12 protein-coding genes are annotated in these 15,365 nt (G+C 55.6%); 10 read left to right on the top strand and 2 right to left on the bottom strand.

Translation table 11 applies throughout. From position 1 onward, the window contains the following. Positions 1-3 precede the first annotated feature (3 nt). Positions 4-3,231, bottom strand: coding sequence for a SusC/RagA family TonB-linked outer membrane protein (locus tag MUN82_RS06230; protein ID WP_245095844.1), 3,228 nt, complete (start codon positions 3,229-3,231; stop codon positions 4-6). A 501-nt stretch (positions 3,232-3,732) separates the two neighbouring features. On the opposite strand from MUN82_RS06230, the gene MUN82_RS06225 reads away from it, so the two are divergent. From MUN82_RS06225 to MUN82_RS06210, 4 genes are read left to right on the top strand one after another with little or no spacing between them, the layout of a single operon-like run. After that, positions 3,733-4,833 carry a Nif3-like dinuclear metal center hexameric protein gene (locus tag MUN82_RS06225; RefSeq protein ID WP_375374092.1) on the top strand — a complete coding sequence of 367 codons (1,101 nt, stop codon included), beginning with the start codon at positions 3,733-3,735 and terminating at the stop codon, positions 4,831-4,833. Next, a complete protein-coding gene (locus MUN82_RS06220; RefSeq protein ID WP_245095841.1) occupies positions 4,823-5,572 on the top strand; it encodes a zinc ribbon domain-containing protein in 750 nt (249 codons plus the stop codon). Before MUN82_RS06225 ends, MUN82_RS06220 begins: the two co-directional genes overlap by 11 nt. A gap of 55 nt (positions 5,573-5,627) precedes the next feature. Next, entirely contained in the window at positions 5,628-7,127 is a 1,500-nt protein-coding gene (locus MUN82_RS06215; protein WP_245095837.1) for a tetratricopeptide repeat protein, read from the top strand. A 47-nt stretch (positions 7,128-7,174) separates the two neighbouring features. After that, positions 7,175-8,449 carry an anthranilate synthase component I family protein gene (locus tag MUN82_RS06210; protein ID WP_245095835.1) on the top strand — a complete coding sequence of 425 codons (1,275 nt, stop codon included), beginning with the start codon at positions 7,175-7,177 and terminating at the stop codon, positions 8,447-8,449. 136 nt (positions 8,450-8,585) lie between these two features. Here MUN82_RS06210 and MUN82_RS06205 read toward each other — a convergent pair whose 3' ends face one another. Continuing rightward, positions 8,586-9,242 (bottom strand): chloramphenicol acetyltransferase, encoded by a 657-nt coding sequence (locus tag MUN82_RS06205; protein WP_245095833.1) that lies wholly within the window; start codon positions 9,240-9,242, stop codon positions 8,586-8,588. Positions 9,243-9,419: 177 nt separating this feature from the next. Here MUN82_RS06205 and MUN82_RS06200 point away from each other — a divergent pair, with 177 nt between their 5' ends. From MUN82_RS06200 to secG, 6 genes are all read left to right on the top strand, one after another. Next, positions 9,420-9,668, top strand: coding sequence for an HAD family hydrolase (locus MUN82_RS06200; protein WP_245095830.1), 249 nt, complete (start codon positions 9,420-9,422; stop codon positions 9,666-9,668). Between the two features lie 253 nt (positions 9,669-9,921). Then, positions 9,922-11,385: a tRNA (N6-isopentenyl adenosine(37)-C2)-methylthiotransferase MiaB gene (gene miaB / locus MUN82_RS06195; RefSeq protein ID WP_245095828.1), complete on the top strand. Its 1,464-nt coding sequence runs from the start codon at positions 9,922-9,924 to the stop codon at positions 11,383-11,385. Positions 11,386-11,550: 165 nt separating this feature from the next. After that, the gene (locus MUN82_RS06190; RefSeq protein WP_245095827.1) at positions 11,551-12,867 is read left to right on the top strand and encodes a sigma-54 interaction domain-containing protein; all 1,317 of its coding nucleotides are present in this window, start codon (positions 11,551-11,553) and stop codon (positions 12,865-12,867) included. Between the two features lie 106 nt (positions 12,868-12,973). Continuing rightward, a complete protein-coding gene (lptE, locus tag MUN82_RS06185) occupies positions 12,974-13,387 on the top strand; it encodes an LPS assembly lipoprotein LptE (protein ID WP_245095825.1) in 414 nt (137 codons plus the stop codon). 159 nt (positions 13,388-13,546) lie between these two features. Continuing rightward, on the top strand, positions 13,547-14,785 hold the full coding sequence (locus MUN82_RS06180) for a DUF8458 domain-containing protein (protein WP_245095823.1): 1,239 nt from the start codon (positions 13,547-13,549) through the stop codon (positions 14,783-14,785). A gap of 1 nt (position 14,786) precedes the next feature. Then, on the top strand, positions 14,787-15,197 hold the full coding sequence (secG, locus tag MUN82_RS06175; RefSeq protein ID WP_245095822.1) for a preprotein translocase subunit SecG: 411 nt from the start codon (positions 14,787-14,789) through the stop codon (positions 15,195-15,197). The last annotated feature ends 168 nt before the right edge of the window (positions 15,198-15,365 follow it).

Genomic DNA, 15,365 nt, shown 5'->3' with positions numbered 1-15,365 from the left:
AGATTAGAAGCCAATAGAGAAACCCGCGTTGTAGAGGCGCTGGGGAGGATATACCAGGCCACCGTTATTCGAAATTTCTGGGTCTAGGTCAAACTCCTTTAGGTTGTCAAATGAGTAGAGATTAGTGCCATTGATATACACGCGCAACGATCCTACCCCAAATCGCTCTAGGAAAGGCTTACCAACCGTATAGGCTAGTTCCAGATTGCGCACGCGTAGATACCGCACGTTGGTGAGCCAGTAGTCGCTGCGGCGGTTGTAGTTCGGGTGGCCACCGTCATCGCGCCGGATAGCCGGATACCTGCCCGGAATCCAAGGGCTATCGTTATTGAAAGGGTCTTCGCGGTGCCACCGGTCCTCGAATAGGTAGTTAGGCGACGTACCGTTGTTCTGAAACGGAATGCGCTGCTCTACCTCGCGGCGGTAGGTTTGCATGCCAGCCCCTACCAAATCGAAGTTGAGTGAGAAACCCTTGTATCCTAGACTGGTATTGAGCGCGTAGGTAAAGTAGGGTGTTGCTCCTTCCGTATAACCAATAGGCCGCTCGTCGAGGTAGTTAATAACTCCATCATTGTTTACGTCCTTGTAAATCAGGTCGCCTGGCAACTGGTTGCGGTTTCCTTGCCCATCATTGTTGACTGTGTACTCAGCAATTTGCTGTTCCGACTGGAATTGACCAATCACCTGGTAGCCCCAGTTGAGATACGCCCAACGGTCGTTGATCGAGCTGCGGTATTCTTCCCAGGAATTGCCGAAACGAGGCTTATACTGCTTCAAATCCCGGTTGCGAGCCATGGTAGCATGTGCGCTCACAGTATACGTAAAGTCGTTTACGGCACTGGAATACGTTATAATACCCTCCATACCGCGCACCGCGTCGGAGTTAAGGTTTTCTGGCGGCAGTGGATAGCCTACCTCGTTGGGCAGCAGCACATCGTAGCGACCGGCAAGTAACCCCTTACGACGACGCTCAAAGATGTCGAATTGTCCTGTTATCTTACCTTCCAGAAAACCAACATCTATACCGATGTTTGCCGTTTGGTTGGTCACCCACGATAGCGTAGTGATAGGAGGATCGCGTGGGTCGATACCAATCACGTAGCTGCCATTGAAGATGGAGCTACGATCAGGAAACCGATAACCACCTATATAGCTGAAACGGTCTACGATAAAGTTATTGTTAATCACATCGCTACCCGTACGGCCATAACTACCGCGTAGCTTCAGCTCACTAAGCACGTTTCCAATTCGCTCCTTAATGAAAGGCTCCTCGGTGATGCGCCAGCCCAGCGAAGCGCCGGGGAAGAAGCCGTAGCGACTACCTTTCCGAAACAGGAAAGAACCATCGTAACGCCCTAATACTTCTACCAGATATTTCTGCTTGTAATTATAGTTGACACGGCCAATATAGCCTGCCCGCGCCTGCTCCCGAATGGCATCATCCAAGTTTCGAGCATTAGCAAATAATAGTAGTGGAATGGTGTTGTTAGGGGGCACTGTGTTAAGACCAAACTCTCGGTCATCCGTGTCGTAACGCTCATACGCTGCTACGGCCGCTATTCCATGGTCGCCAAACGTTTTATTATAATTTAGCTGAAACTGCCCATATCGGTCAATAACATTTCGGGTCCGTCTTTCACGATATGGATTTTGGTTACCAAACGAAGGATTAGTTTCATAAGTATCAGCGGCTGCATTATAGCGATAAGCGTTGTAGGTGTATTCAAAACCGTTTGCAATGCGGTTGGCCAAGCTGTAAGATCCAATTACCTTCGCAGTCAAACCAAAGTCAAAGTCATACTGGGCTGTTAGGTTAATCTTGCCGGCCCGCCAGTAGTCCTGAAAATACCCCGTAACGTCTTCCTTATATGTAGCCGGATTCACGTTAACGTTGTGCGTCTGATTAATATAGTTGGGGTTGTCGTTGGCATAGGGCCGCTCGGTGGGCCACATGCTGAACACGCTCAGCAACGGGTTAAAGTAGTCGTCGCCCCCAGGCACCCCCAAGGTATAGCGGTCTTCCACACGCCCGGAAATCTGCGTACCAATTGTTAGTCGCTTCGTTATGTTCGCGTCTATATTGGCCTGTAAGTTGGTTCGCTTGAAATGGAAATCCCGAATAAGAGCATCCTGGCTTAAGTGAGAGCCTGATACATAGAACCGAATGTTATCTGAGCCACCCGATATACTACCGTTTAGGTAGTACTGAGGTACATTCGGGCGGAATATCATTTTATAGTAGTCAAAGCTTTCATAGCCAGGAGCACCTGTGCGCCACTTCTCCAATACTTCTGGAGTAATGCTCTCGCTTTTTACCGGCTCGTTGATTACCCCCCTATTTTGGTTTTGCCCTGCTTCTGCCAGTGCCCGTACGTGCTGGTAGGCGTTGGCTGGGTGCGGAAAGCGGGTGAAGTTTTGCAGGCCGTAGTAACCAGATATATTAACGGTCGGCTTGCCTTTTGTACCCCGTTTAGTCGTCACCAACACGACTCCGTTGGCAGCACGCAGGCCATAGATGGCCGCCGAAGCATCTTTTAGAATTGAGATGTTCTCAATATCATTCTGGCCCAGGTTGTTGAACTGCCCTTCATCAGCCACTACCCCGTCAATAACGAATAGCGGGTTGCCCATATTACGAATTTGAATATTGGTACCGCCGCCTGGGCGGGCATCGGGCTGGCGGGCTGATATACCCGGTACCCTACCCACCAGCGCACTGGAAGTGGTAGTAGCCGGTGTTCGGGTTAGTTGAGCGGAGTTGGTAGTGCTGATAGCCCCCGTCACGGTAGCCCGCGATTGGGTACCATACCCTACTACTACTACTTCACCAAGAGCCTTTTGGTCAGCTCCCAACTGAATAGTAAGGCGTGCTCCACCAGCAGCGGAAACTTCCTGTGTTTGGTAGCCAATGAAGGAGACGACTAAGGTAGATCCCTCTGGCACTACCAAGCTGAAGTTCCCGTCCGCATCCGTTTGAGCACCATTACTGGTTCCTTTTTGCACGACGTTTACGCCCGGAATGGCATCTCCCTTTGCGTCTACTACCCGGCCCTGGACTGTAATATCAGCTAGCGTTAATGCAAATGGGGCAAAGTTCGTAGCCGTTGTAGGCAGTGCGTAGGTGGGTTGGCTTGCTGACAACCCAAGTGCTGTACATAGCACTATTGGCACAACAACACGTCTATGTTGCCTTACTCTACACTGCCGCTTATTGCGTATTCGATTGTTCATACTTTATAGAATGTTTTAGTGAAAGGGTTATTGGTAGGAAAACTGATTGGAATGGTATGCATCTAAAGTGCTGGATACAGGAAATAAAAGCCAGCTTATTCACTGAGTGCAAACGTTTGCAATTTTTTGCGTAAAAAGCCCCTTTTTTTGCACTACGGATGAATAAAAAGCAGCGGAGCCAAGACGTGTCTATGGCTATTATTCGCTGCGCCGTTTCATATAACCTATATAAGCTGAGCTAATTATATTGAATTACAACAGGAAAAAATAGTAGTCGAAATAAAAAAACGATTCATTATGCCTTAATCTGGCTTGAAACCACAGCAGACGTATTTTTTTTCAATAGCTTACACAAACGTTTGCGTTACAGAAAAGCTAAAATCGTTTGCGCTGAATACAGGCAACAGTCTTAAACTATCCCCTTTGGGTTGGCTTAACCAAGGATCTGATTTCAACCCGTCTGTTGCGTTATTTTTGCGTATTACTTTTCCTCCTACCCCCATGCCTACCCTCGCCGACCTCATGCGCGTGCTGGAGCAAGCAGCGCCCCTCGCCTACCAGGAATCCTACGACAATGCCGGGCTGCAATGCGGCAACCCGCAGCAGGAAATCAAGGGGGTACTTATTGCGCTCGACTGCACGCCGGCCGTAGTAGATGAAGCCATTGCGCGGGGCTGCAATGTGGTTGTGGCACACCACCCGCTTATCTTCAAACCCCTGAAGCGCCTGACGGGCGCCAATGAGGTAGAGCAAACACTAGTAAAGGCTATAAAGCACGATGTGGCGCTCTACGCGGCCCATACCAACCTCGACAACGTGCGCCACGGCGTCAACCGCAAGCTAGCCGAAAAGCTTGGCCTGCAAAATCTGCGCATCCTCGATCCTAAATCTGGCACGCTGGGCAAGCTTATTACGTATGTACCACCTACTCACACCGAAGCCGTATTGCAGGCGCTCTATGCCGCCGGTGCCGGCCAGGTAGGCAACTATTCCGAGTGCAGCTTCCGCACTGACGGCACGGGTACGTACACGCCCGGCACGGACACAACCCCCTTTCAGGGTACCCCCGGCCAGCCCGAAACGGCTCAGGAGCAACGCGTGGAAGTGCTCCTACCCTTGCACCTGCAAGGAGCCGCCCTGCGGGCGCTGCACCAGGCGCATCCCTACGAAGAAGTCGCCTACGAGCTGCTAAAGCTGGAAAACACGCACCAGGATGTGGGCAGTGGCATGGTAGGCGAGTTGCCGGAGGCCCTACCCCCGCAGGCGTTTCGGGCGCGGCTACGGGCGGCGCTGGGTGTGCCGGTGGTGAAGTATACGGAGTTTGAACAGCCTATTAAAACGGTAGCCCTGTGCGGCGGGGCGGGCAGCTTCCTGACCGGCAAAGCACGGGCGGCGGGTGCGCAGGCTTACGTAACCGGGGACTTGAAATACCATGAGTACTTTGCCGCCGAAGGCCAGCTCATGCTCTGCGACGTGGGCCATTACGAAAGTGAACAGTTTACCAGCGAGATCTTTCTGGACTTGCTTACCAGCGCATTTACCCGTAAATTTGCGGTCTTAATTGCAGAGACCCTGACCAACCCCGTTCGATATGATTTCTAATACCTCCGCGGATACCCCCGTTGCCAGTAAGCTGGAAGCACTGCTGAACCTGCAACGCATTGACTCGCAGCTCGATGAAATTCGGCGCGTGCGGGGCGACTTGCCCGAAGAAGTGCGGGATCTGGAGGACGAAATTGCCGGCTATGAAGTGCGCGTGAGCAAGTTCGACGAGGAAATCTCGGGCTTGAACGACCAGATCAAGCAGCGTAAGCAAAACGCGAAGGACGCCGACGGCCTCATCCGCAAGTATGAGGATCAGCAGCAGAACGTGCGCAACAACCGTGAGTACGAGGCTATTGCCAAGGAAATTGAGTTGCAAAAGCTGGAAATCCAGATTTCGGAGAAGAAAATCAAAGAAGCTCAGTACCAAATTGAGCAGAAAAACACCGAAATCAGCGGTACCAAGCAGCGCCTTGAGGAGCGCCGTAAGGACCTCGATAATAAGCAGTCTGAGCTGCAAACCATTGTAGGCGAAAGCGAAGCCGACGAGAAGAAGCTCATGGACGAGCGCGGTGAGGCTACCCAGCCCATTGAGGAGCGTCTGCTGACAGCTTACACCCGCATTCGTGGCAACGTGCGCAACGGCTTGGCCGTGGTGCCCGTAAAGCGCGACGCTTGCGGCGGCTGCTTCAACACGGTGCCCCCACAGCGCCAGGCCGATATTATGTCGCATAAGAAAATCATTGTGTGCGAGCACTGCGGCCGGATTCTGGCCGACGTAGCTGCCCGTGGCGAGTAAGCCTCCGGTTATCTTTTGAAAAGGAACGGCCCGTGGGTCGTTCCTTTTTTGCTATATGAGGAGTTGGTTTTCTACCCTACTTGCTTCCCGCATGGTCGGCGGCGTGTGGCTGGCCGCCTTGCTGTTTTCTGCGCGTCTCGGCATAGCTGCACCTCTGCGGGAAACGCTGCCTACCCTGACGTCCACCGCGGCCCGTGCGTATGCGGAGTTACTCAAACTACGGCCTGCTACGGCCCGCGCGTTGCTGCATACCGAGCCAGCCCAGGCTGCCGGCACCTTGCTGGTGCAGGACTGCATCGAGTTTGCGGAACTGCTGGTGTTGCAGGACGCCGGGCGCTACGCGGCCACCATAGCTGCGCAGGACCAACGACTGGCCTTGCTGGAAAAGCAAACCGGCGCCTTACCCGACTACGCCCGCGCCGAAATCCGGCTGCACCAGGCGGCAGCCCAAGTCACGTTTGGGCACGAAATCCGGGGGGCGTGGAACCTGCGGCAGGCCTACCAGCAAATGCAGACCGTGGTCCGGCGCTACCCTGCCTACCTACCAGCACGCAAGACGCTGGGGATGCTCCAGTTTTTCATCGGCTCGCTGCCCGAAAACTACCGCTGGTTTCTGAAGCTACTGGGTCTGCCGGGCAGCGTAGAAACGGGCTTACAAAACTTGACGGCCGCCGCCCGCTCGCCCCACGATTTTCAATTGGAGTCGCGCCTGATCTTGGCCCTGCTCCGCGAAACGTATCTGAAAGATGGCGAAGCCACGGCCCGGCAGTTTGAGCAGCTGGCTGCGCAACAACCCGACAATCTGCTGCTCAGCTATTTAGTGATGAGTCAGCAGAAGAAGCTGCATCACACGGCGGCAGCGCTGGCCGCATACCGGGGCCGCCCTACCGGCGCTGCCTACCTGCCGCTGCCCTACCTGCACCACATGGCCGCCGACCTGCTGCTGTACCAGGGTCAGTACGCCGCCTCAGAAAAAGAAAACCTACAGTTTTTGCGCGAATACCGGGGCCAACACTACCGTAAGGACGCATATTTCAAGCTCTATCTGGCCACTTGGCTGGGCGGCAACCAAGTGGCGGCCGCGCAGTACCGCCGGCAGATAGACGCGCAGGGCCGCGACGTGCTAGAGGAAGACCACTACGCCCAGCGCTTCTACGACGACGCCCTACCCCTGCACCGTACCCTCACCCGCGCCCGCCTGCAAACCGACGGCGGCTACTACCCCGAGGCGTTGGCCACACTACGTACTTTCGCCCCCTCGCCCACTACCCCCCTGCGCGACCGGCTGGAATGGCCCTACCGCCAGGCCCGTGCCTGGCACCTACTCAGTCAGCCCGATTCGGCCCGCCTTTATTATGCGCGCACGATTGCTCTGGCGGGTGCGGCCCCCTATTATTTTGCGCCGCAGTCGGCCCTGCAGCTGGGGTATCTGTATCAGACTGATGGCAAAGAGGATACGGCCCGGTTTTATTTTCAGAAGGCGCTGGGCTATCCAAAGCATGAGTACAAAAACAGTACTGATACCAAAGCAAAAGTGGCCCTGGCGGCGTTATAGGGGTAAAATCTGTCCCCTACCTACCATTACCGCTGCATCTTTGTGCTGTGCTGACTATTTCTTATTCTGAGTTGCCACCCGATTTTCGGGCGCGGGCCCTACAGTGGGCGGTGCAGTTTCGCTACTGCGCCTATTACGAGCCCAATCACCACGCCCCCTACCCTGGCGGGCCATTCGACCGGCTGCTGGGCGTAGCCGATGCGGCGGATTCGCCGACCTGTTTGGCTGAGCTGTCCTCGTGGATGCAACAAGGCCCCCAGGCCGGACCGCGCTTCGGCATCCTGACGTATGAGCTAAAAAACGAAATTGAGGCCTTGCACAGCCAAAACTTCACTGGTCTGGATTGGCCCGCGTTGCATTTTTTCACGCCCCAAACCTGGCTGCACTGGCGCGACGAGGCAGTGGAAATTCATGGCAATACCCGCGGGGTATTAGCGGCGATTCTGACTACTACTCCGCCTGCCCCGGCCGTGCCTCGCGTTGCTACTATGCAGCCACGCCTACCCAAAGCCCACTACCTGGCGGCCGTAGAAGCCGTGCGCGAAGACATTCTGAATGGTGAAGTGTATGAGCTGAATCTGTGTATGGAGTTTTTCGCGGAGGATGTTGTGCTTGATCCGGTGGCTATGTTCCTGCGGCTGAACGAAGCCTCTCCGATGCCGTTTGCGGGCTTCTATAAGGTAGCCGACCACTACTTACTCTGCGCCTCGCCTGAGCGTTTTGTGCAGCGTCGGGGTACACGTATTATTTCGCAGCCGATTAAAGGTACCATCCGGCGCGGGGCTACTCCGGACGAGGACGAGCAGCAACGCCAACGGCTTCTCCACAGCGAAAAAGAGCGCGCTGAGAACCTGATGATTGTAGACCTAGTGCGCAACGACTTGGCCCGCGTGGCAGAAACTGGCTCGGTGCGAGTGCCAGAGCTGTTTGGCCTCTACCCTTTCCGCCACGTGTGGCAGATGATATCGACCGTAGAAGCTGAATTACGACCCGATGCAGACCTGGTAGACATCTTGCGCGCTACCTTCCCGATGGGCTCCATGACTGGTGCGCCCAAAATTCGGGCTATGCAGCTCATTGAACACTACGAGCGTACTCGCCGCGGCCTCTACAGCGGCTGCCTCGGCTACGCGTGGCCCGATGGCAACTTTGAATTCAACGTGGTTATCCGCAGCCTGCAATACCGCGCCGACACGGGCTACCTCTCATTTCAGGTCGGCTCGGCCATCACCTATGACTCTGTGCCAGAGCAGGAATACGCGGAGTGTTTGCTGAAAGCGCAGGCGATGTTAGAAGTGCTGGGCGCGGAAGTGAGTGAGTGAAAAGCGAGTATGTCATCCTGAGCCTAGCGAAGGACCTTCTCACGTAAGAACGTAGTCGTTGGTATAATGGTCGTTCTACCGTCATAAGGTCCTTCGTCGCCGCTTGATGTGCGGAATGCTCAGGATGACACACTTCCTACCCTCCCGCCTTCCTACCCTCAACTCCTCCATTCAGCCCCTGTTGAAACGCAGCCAGAAACTGCCCGACGTGGTAGCCATCGGCTAATCCGTGGTGGACGTTGACGGCTACGGGCAGCCAGAGGCGGCCGTTTTCCTCATACGTTTGGCCGTAGGAAATCTTGGGGCAGCTGTCGGGGTGGCGGAAGCTGCGGGCGTGGGTGAGGCCACTGAAGCGCACCCACGGGATGGCCGAGCAGTGCACCACGTCGGGGCGGCCGGTAGTGTCGTTGAGCCGCAGGCCGGTGCTGGCCTGCACAGCCGCTATTTCGGCAGTGGCGGCGGCTACGAAATCAGGCAGCGCATCGTGCAGTTCAATAAAGGAAAAGCCAAACGTGTGGTCGGCCCGGCCGATGGTAGCGGAGGCGTGTATCTGGTCGTATTGGTACACTTCGCCGTTCTCGATGCGTGTGCGGAACTCCGGCACTTGGTTGGCGGCTTGCAGGGAATGGTAGAGGTAATACAGGAAAAACGACACGCCCAGCCGTCTTGCTTCGGCCCGTGCCTGGGTACAGTCGACTGGCGCCACCAGCCCAAAAAAGGGCTCATCGAAGGTAGAAAAGAACGCAAAATGCTCTCGGCGGTTCCAAGTAGTTAGGTCAACGCGATGCTTCATGGGCGGTAAGTTCGGGAACTTATCGGCTTTTCTACCCTCCACATGGTTTCTGCCATGCCCGCTTCCTATCTGGTGGCCTTCAGTGCCGACAATAGCCTTTTTCTCAAGCACTTACGAAGCTGCGTCCCTGCGACCACTGCCAGCTACAGCTGCTCACCAAGGGCAAGTTGTTCGATTATGTCGAAGGTCTATCAGGTCACACAGTACCGCCTGCTCACGCGCTATAGTACTACTATTGAGGCGTTTGCAACAGGCAGCAACTCACTCAAATCCAACATTCTTCCGGCGGCGAAGCTGAACTTTCCAGCCATGCACGCTTCCTACCATGACACTCAGGTGTTCGAGCACGGGCGCCCTAGCCTGCTCGACGGCGTAACCTTCCAACGAGTACCAGACATCCGTATGGTGCTGAGAATGGTGAGATAGTGAAATGGTGATGCGTAGATGATTGTGGTCCTGTGCGTTCCGCGTATCAAGCGGCGACACAGGGCACAGAACAACAGGCGTACCAACGACTCGTCCCAACGTGAGAGGGTCCTTCGTAAGCACAGGATGACAATCATTTACACATCGATTCATCCTTAATCAGCCCATCTCCGCCTCTGCCATTCTGTCATTTTTGCGGTAAAAACCTTACCTTTGCCGCTCCCAAAATGTGAAGCTGAAGCTGCGCGCCTCCATGTCTCAACCGCTGATTACCCTCGATTTTCTAGATACCCCTACCCTCGATACACCGTCGGTAGACGCCACCACGCACGCCCACGAGCCCTCCGGCGCCGTGCGCGTGAGCCCGGCCACCCGCACCGGTCGGCAGCGCAAGCTCTACATCGAGAGCTACGGCTGTCAGATGAACTTCTCCGACTCGGAAATCGTGTCGAGCATCCTGTTTGAGGAAGGATTTGACACTACTGAGCAGCTGGACAGTGCCGATCTGGTGCTACTAAACACCTGCTCTATCCGCGAAAAGGCCGAGCAAACCGTGCGGATGCGCCTCAAGCAGATCAACGGCCACAAAAAGCGCAACCCCGGCTTGCTGGTGGGCGTACTGGGCTGCATGGCCGAGCGCCTGAAAAGTAAGTTTCTGGAGGAAGAGAAGTTGGTCGATCTGGTCGTAGGTCCCGACGCTTACCGCGACTTACCCCAGCTCATTAAACAGGTAGATGGCGGCCAGAAAGCCGTGAACGTGCTGCTGAGCCGCGAGGAAACCTACGCCGACATTACGCCCGTTCGCCTGAATAGCAACGGCATCACAGCCTTCGTGAGCATCATGCGTGGCTGTGACAATATGTGCTCGTTCTGCGTAGTGCCCTTCACTCGCGGCCGCGAGCGGAGCCGCGACGCCCATAGCATCGTGCAGGAGTGCCGCGAACTGGTGGCAGCTGGCTACAAGGAAGTTACTTTGCTCGGTCAGAACGTAGACAGCTATAAGTGGGCTAGCGAAGACGGCATCGAAACAGTGAATTTTGCCCAGCTATTGGAGCGCGTGGCGCTAGTAAGCCCCGAGCTGCGCGTGCGCTTCTCTACCTCCCACCCCAAGGACATCACCGATGAGGTGCTGCACACCATGGCGCGCCACGAGAATATCTGCAAGTACATCCACCTGCCCGCGCAAAGTGGTAACTCACGCGTGCTCAAGCTGATGAACCGCACCTACGACCGTCCTTGGTATGAGGAGCGCGTAAACGCCATCCGCCGTATTTTGGGTGAGGACTGCGCCATTTCCACCGACATGATTGCCGGTTTCTGCTCTGAAACCGAGGAAGAGCACCAAGATAGCCTCACCCTGCTCGACTTCGCGCAGTACGACATGGGCTACAACTTCTTCTACTCGGAGCGTCCCGGCACGCTGGCCGCCCGCAAATTGGAGGACGATATTCCGTTAGACGTGAAGAAGCGCCGCCTCCAGGAAATCATCGACCGGCAGCAGTTGCATGCCCGCGCCCGCTACGCTCGCATGGTAGGCCGCGTGCACAAGGTGCTGGTAGAAGGTCGTTCCAAACGTTCAGAGGAACAGCTAAGCGGCCGCAACAGCCAGAACCAGGTGGTTATCTTCCCGAAAGGTAATTTCCAGAAGGGTGACTATGTGAATGTGCTGGCAACGAGTACTACCGGCGCAGCGCTATTAGGCGAGGCGGTCGATTAATACATATTTTATCGAAGAGGCTTGACTTGCATTTCACGAGCACAGAGAAGACCATAACTTTTTGTGCTGTGATTGATGCATGGGATAAGAATAAAGCGCCATCAATCGCTTCGCTAAAATAACTACAGCCGCTTTTCGTCTACCCTACGAAAACCTACCACGCCCTTGACACCTTCCGAAATACAATCTATTAAGCTCCGCTTCGGCATTATCGGCAATGCGCCGGCGCTGAACTACGCCATCCAAGTGGCAGCGCAGGTAGCACCTACCGATATGACAGTCCTGATAACGGGCGAGAGCGGCTCTGGCAAGGAGTCATTTTCCAAGATTATCCATGCCTTGTCGCCACGCAAACATGGACAGTTTATCGCCATCAACTGCGGCGCCATTCCCGAGGGCACTATCGATTCGGAGCTGTTTGGGCATGAAAAGGGCTCCTTCACGGGTGCCAACGAGGCGCGCAAGGGCTATTTCGAGGTGACGAATGGCGGCACTATCTTCCTGGATGAAATTGGGGAAATGCCGCTGGGTACGCAGGCCCGCTTGCTGCGTGTGCTTGAAAACGGGGAGTTTATCCGGGTAGGGTCTTCCAAAGTGCAGAAAACCGACGTGCGCGTAGTAGCGGCTACCAACGTGAACCTGATGGATGCCGTGCGCAACGGCCGCTTTCGCGAAGACCTCTACTACCGCCTTAATACGGTACCCATCACGGTGCCTCCCCTTCGCGAGCGGGGTGACGACATCTATCTACTGTTCCGCAAGTTCGCCACCGATTTTGCTGACCGTTACCGTGTCAAGCCCATTTCGCTGTCGCCGGAGGCCGTGCGGGAGCTGCAGCGCTACCGCTTTCCCGGCAACATCCGCCAGCTCAAGAACGTAGCCGAGCAAATGTCGGTGCTGGAAATGGAGCGCGAGGTAGACGCTACCCACCTGCGCCAGTACCTCCCCCAAGAGCAGAGCAGCAACCTACCCATGCTACTGAGCGCGGCGGGTCCGGCCACCGATGGCGCAGGCAACGCCTACTCCGAGCGTGACTTATTATATAAGGTGCTCTTCGACATGCGCCGCGACATGACTGACCTGAAAAAGCTGGTCTTGGATCTGGCTGCCGGTCAGCGCCCACAGGAGGCCCAGGAGTTGCTGCGCCAAAACAGCCACCTGTTCACCAACCTCAATGTGGCGCCCTACGATGGTGGCCGCCTGAACGCCCGTCCCGCCGACGCGGCCGGCGCTTCGTCGGACTACTTCATGCACCCCGAAGTAGAAGACGCTACCGAATACGAAGACGAGGAGCAACGCGTTGAAGATATTCCGCACGAGACGGAAGAGGAAACCCTTTCCCTGGAAGCCAAGGAAAAGGAAATGATTATCAAAGCGTTAAAAAAGCACAACAATAAGCGCAAGTATGCCGCTCACGATCTGGGCATCTCCGAGCGCACGTTGTACCGCAAGCTCAAACAGTATGATCTGGAACAAGCGTAGATTTCTAGCTTTTAGCTATTGGCTATTGGCCATTAGCGTAGTGACAATGAGCGGCTGCTCGGTTTATTCCTTCACCGGGACCAATATTGACCCGTCGGTGCAAACCATGTCCATTGCTACCTTCCAAAATAACTCCAGCAACGGCCCCTCGGCGTTGTCGCAGCAGTTTACGGAGGATTTCAAGGACTACTTTCAGCGCAACACGCCGCTAAAAATGCAGCAGCGCGACGGCGACTTACAGCTTGAGGGGGAGATTATTGCCTACGATTTTGCCCCGGCTGCTATCCAGCGCGAGGGCAATGTAGACCAGGCCGGTGTCAACCGTCTCACGATTCAGGTGCGGGTGAAATTCATCAACACCAAGGACGACACGCAGAGCTTTGAGCAAACCTTCCAGAGCAACGGCGACTTTCCCGCGTCGCAATCCATCGTCACTATTAACAGCGACCCGTCCTCCATCCGTAAAATCACCACCAACATCATCACCGACGTGTTCAACAAGTCGGTGGCCAACTGGTAAGGTAGGGGGTGTTGCGGCACGTCATCTCGACCGCGGAGGGGGAACCTCACGTGCAACAGTAATCTCTGCTGATTAAGTTAACATCGCACGCGGAATTTCTCCCCGCGGTCGAAATGACATACTGCGTTAGTTAACTCTTAAACATTTAACCCTTCAAAAATGACCCGTGCGTCGCTGCTGCATATTCTGGACCACGTCGGCTCTATTTCGGAAGCCGAAAATCAGGAGCTGGTGCAGCTGGCTACGGCCTTTCCTTACTGTCAAACAGCCCACTTACTACTAGCCAAAGCTGCTCACGATAAGGGCAGTATGTTGGCCAGTCAGCGCTTACGCCGGGCGGCTACCTACGCCGCCGACCGTCAATTGTTGCGCCTGCTCATTGAGCAGCCCGACGTACTACTGCCGGCTGCTTCTTCGGCGCTTGCTTCTGCACAATCAGTTCAGCTAGCTACTCCTGAGCTCCCCTTGGCCCTACCCTCGGCCGAAATGCCACCGACGGAAGACCAAACGGTAGCTTCTGTACATGTTGAGGCATCCGCTGAGCCAGTTGAAGAAGTTCCGGCTGCTACCGAGGCCGACGCCCAGGTTGGCAATGAAGTATTTACTACTTCATTGCCAGCGCTTAGCGATTCTGTGCCAGCCTTGGATATAATAGCCGAACCGGAAATGGAGGTAGCGGAGCACACGGAAGAGGTTTTGCCTACTGCTGAGGAGACGACAGAAGCTGAAGCTGTTACGGAAACTGCAGAAGAAGTTATCGACGAGGCTGCTCCTGTTGTTGTAGACGACTTGCTACCCGCCACAGCACCACCTATTCGACCGCCGGCCGATGCGGGGTCTTCGCGCTTTGAGTTTGGCTTGGCCGATGCGTCGCTCCCTACCCCAGCCGTATACGAGCTACTCGACGAGGCGCCACTCATTGAGGCTCCTACCCCACCTGCACATACCGTAGCCAGCCCGCCGTTCTACGCCGATCCTGCCGTTGGCTACGGCCTGGACTTAGGGAGTCGCCTAGGCGCTAGCCTGCAACCGCACAGCGAGTATACGACCAACTTACCGCCCGCCAGCTCTTTTCTACCCGACGCGCTCCTGCTGGGTCATGTGGCCGCGCACCAACCCGCTCCGCGTAAGACGCTAGCCATCATCGACCAATTCCTGAAAAACAAGCCCCGCCTGAAAGCACCTACCGCAGTACCGCCCGCTGCAGAGCAGGCCGATTTATCGGTACCCAGCACCAGCGCTACCCCCGCACTAGCCTCAGAAAGCCTGGCAAAAATTATGGTGAAGCAGGGCAAAACCGCCAAGGCCATTGAAATATATGAGCGCCTGATGGTGCGGCAGCCAGAAAAAAAGGCGTACTTTGCCGACCAAATTGCACAACTGAAATCTTCGGAATAGAATGTATTACCTACTGCTTGTTCTTGTCTTCATTGTTTGCCTGCTGCTGGCGCTGGTAGTTCTAGCCCAGAACCCCAAAGGTGGCGGACTTTCCAGCCAGTTTGGCGCGGGCGGCACGGCTCAGTTGATGGGTGTGAAGCGCACCGGTGACCTATTGGAGAAGCTGACCTGGGGCTTTGCTATTGCTCTGATGGTGCTGTCGTTGGGCACCCACATGCTGGCTAGTGGCGGCGGCAATGGTCCTGTGCGCAGCATCAACCAGCAGCGCGCCCTCGAAACGCCAGCCCTACCCTCGTCGCCGGCCCTTCCTGGCACAGGCGCTACCCCGGCTCCTGCTGGCGCCCCGGCTCAGCAACCCGCTACGCCTACCCCTGCCCCAACTACTCCTGCCCCCGCCCCGGCCGCAGAGTAGCCGCAGTAACTGGCTTATCGCCGGATCATTATAAACCAGCCGTTTCTCCAAGAAGTGGCTGGTTTTTTTGTGGCCTGCGCGGCCACGTGCTGACAAGAACAGAGTAAGCCACCCTGCCACGTATGGCAGTCCTGACAGGGCAAAAGCCCGAAAAATGCACTTCGGGCG

Source organism: Hymenobacter aerilatus (genome assembly GCF_022921095.1).
GTDB lineage: Bacteria > Bacteroidota > Bacteroidia > Cytophagales > Hymenobacteraceae > Hymenobacter > Hymenobacter aerilatus.
This window is presented reverse-complemented; position numbering and strand designations above follow the sequence as displayed.

What these genes read in the sequence shown, in the direction of transcription:
- secG (WP_245095822.1), top strand. Translation starts at nt 14,787, where the DNA reads ATGTATTACCTACTGCTTGTTCTTGTCTTCATTGTTTGCCTGCTGCTG.
- MUN82_RS06180 (WP_245095823.1), top strand. Translation starts at nt 13,547, where the DNA reads ATGACCCGTGCGTCGCTGCTGCATATTCTGGACCACGTCGGCTCTATT.
- MUN82_RS06230 (WP_245095844.1), bottom strand. Translation starts at nt 3,231, where the DNA reads ATGAACAATCGAATACGCAATAAGCGGCAGTGTAGAGTAAGGCAACAT.
- MUN82_RS06200 (WP_245095830.1), top strand. Translation starts at nt 9,420, where the DNA reads ATGTCGAAGGTCTATCAGGTCACACAGTACCGCCTGCTCACGCGCTAT.
- MUN82_RS06205 (WP_245095833.1), bottom strand. Translation starts at nt 9,242, where the DNA reads ATGAAGCATCGCGTTGACCTAACTACTTGGAACCGCCGAGAGCATTTT.
- MUN82_RS06225 (WP_375374092.1), top strand. Translation starts at nt 3,733, where the DNA reads ATGCCTACCCTCGCCGACCTCATGCGCGTGCTGGAGCAAGCAGCGCCC.
- MUN82_RS06220 (WP_245095841.1), top strand. Translation starts at nt 4,823, where the DNA reads ATGATTTCTAATACCTCCGCGGATACCCCCGTTGCCAGTAAGCTGGAA.
- MUN82_RS06215 (WP_245095837.1), top strand. Translation starts at nt 5,628, where the DNA reads ATGAGGAGTTGGTTTTCTACCCTACTTGCTTCCCGCATGGTCGGCGGC.
- miaB (WP_245095828.1), top strand. Translation starts at nt 9,922, where the DNA reads ATGTCTCAACCGCTGATTACCCTCGATTTTCTAGATACCCCTACCCTC.
- lptE (WP_245095825.1), top strand. Translation starts at nt 12,974, where the DNA reads ATGTCCATTGCTACCTTCCAAAATAACTCCAGCAACGGCCCCTCGGCG.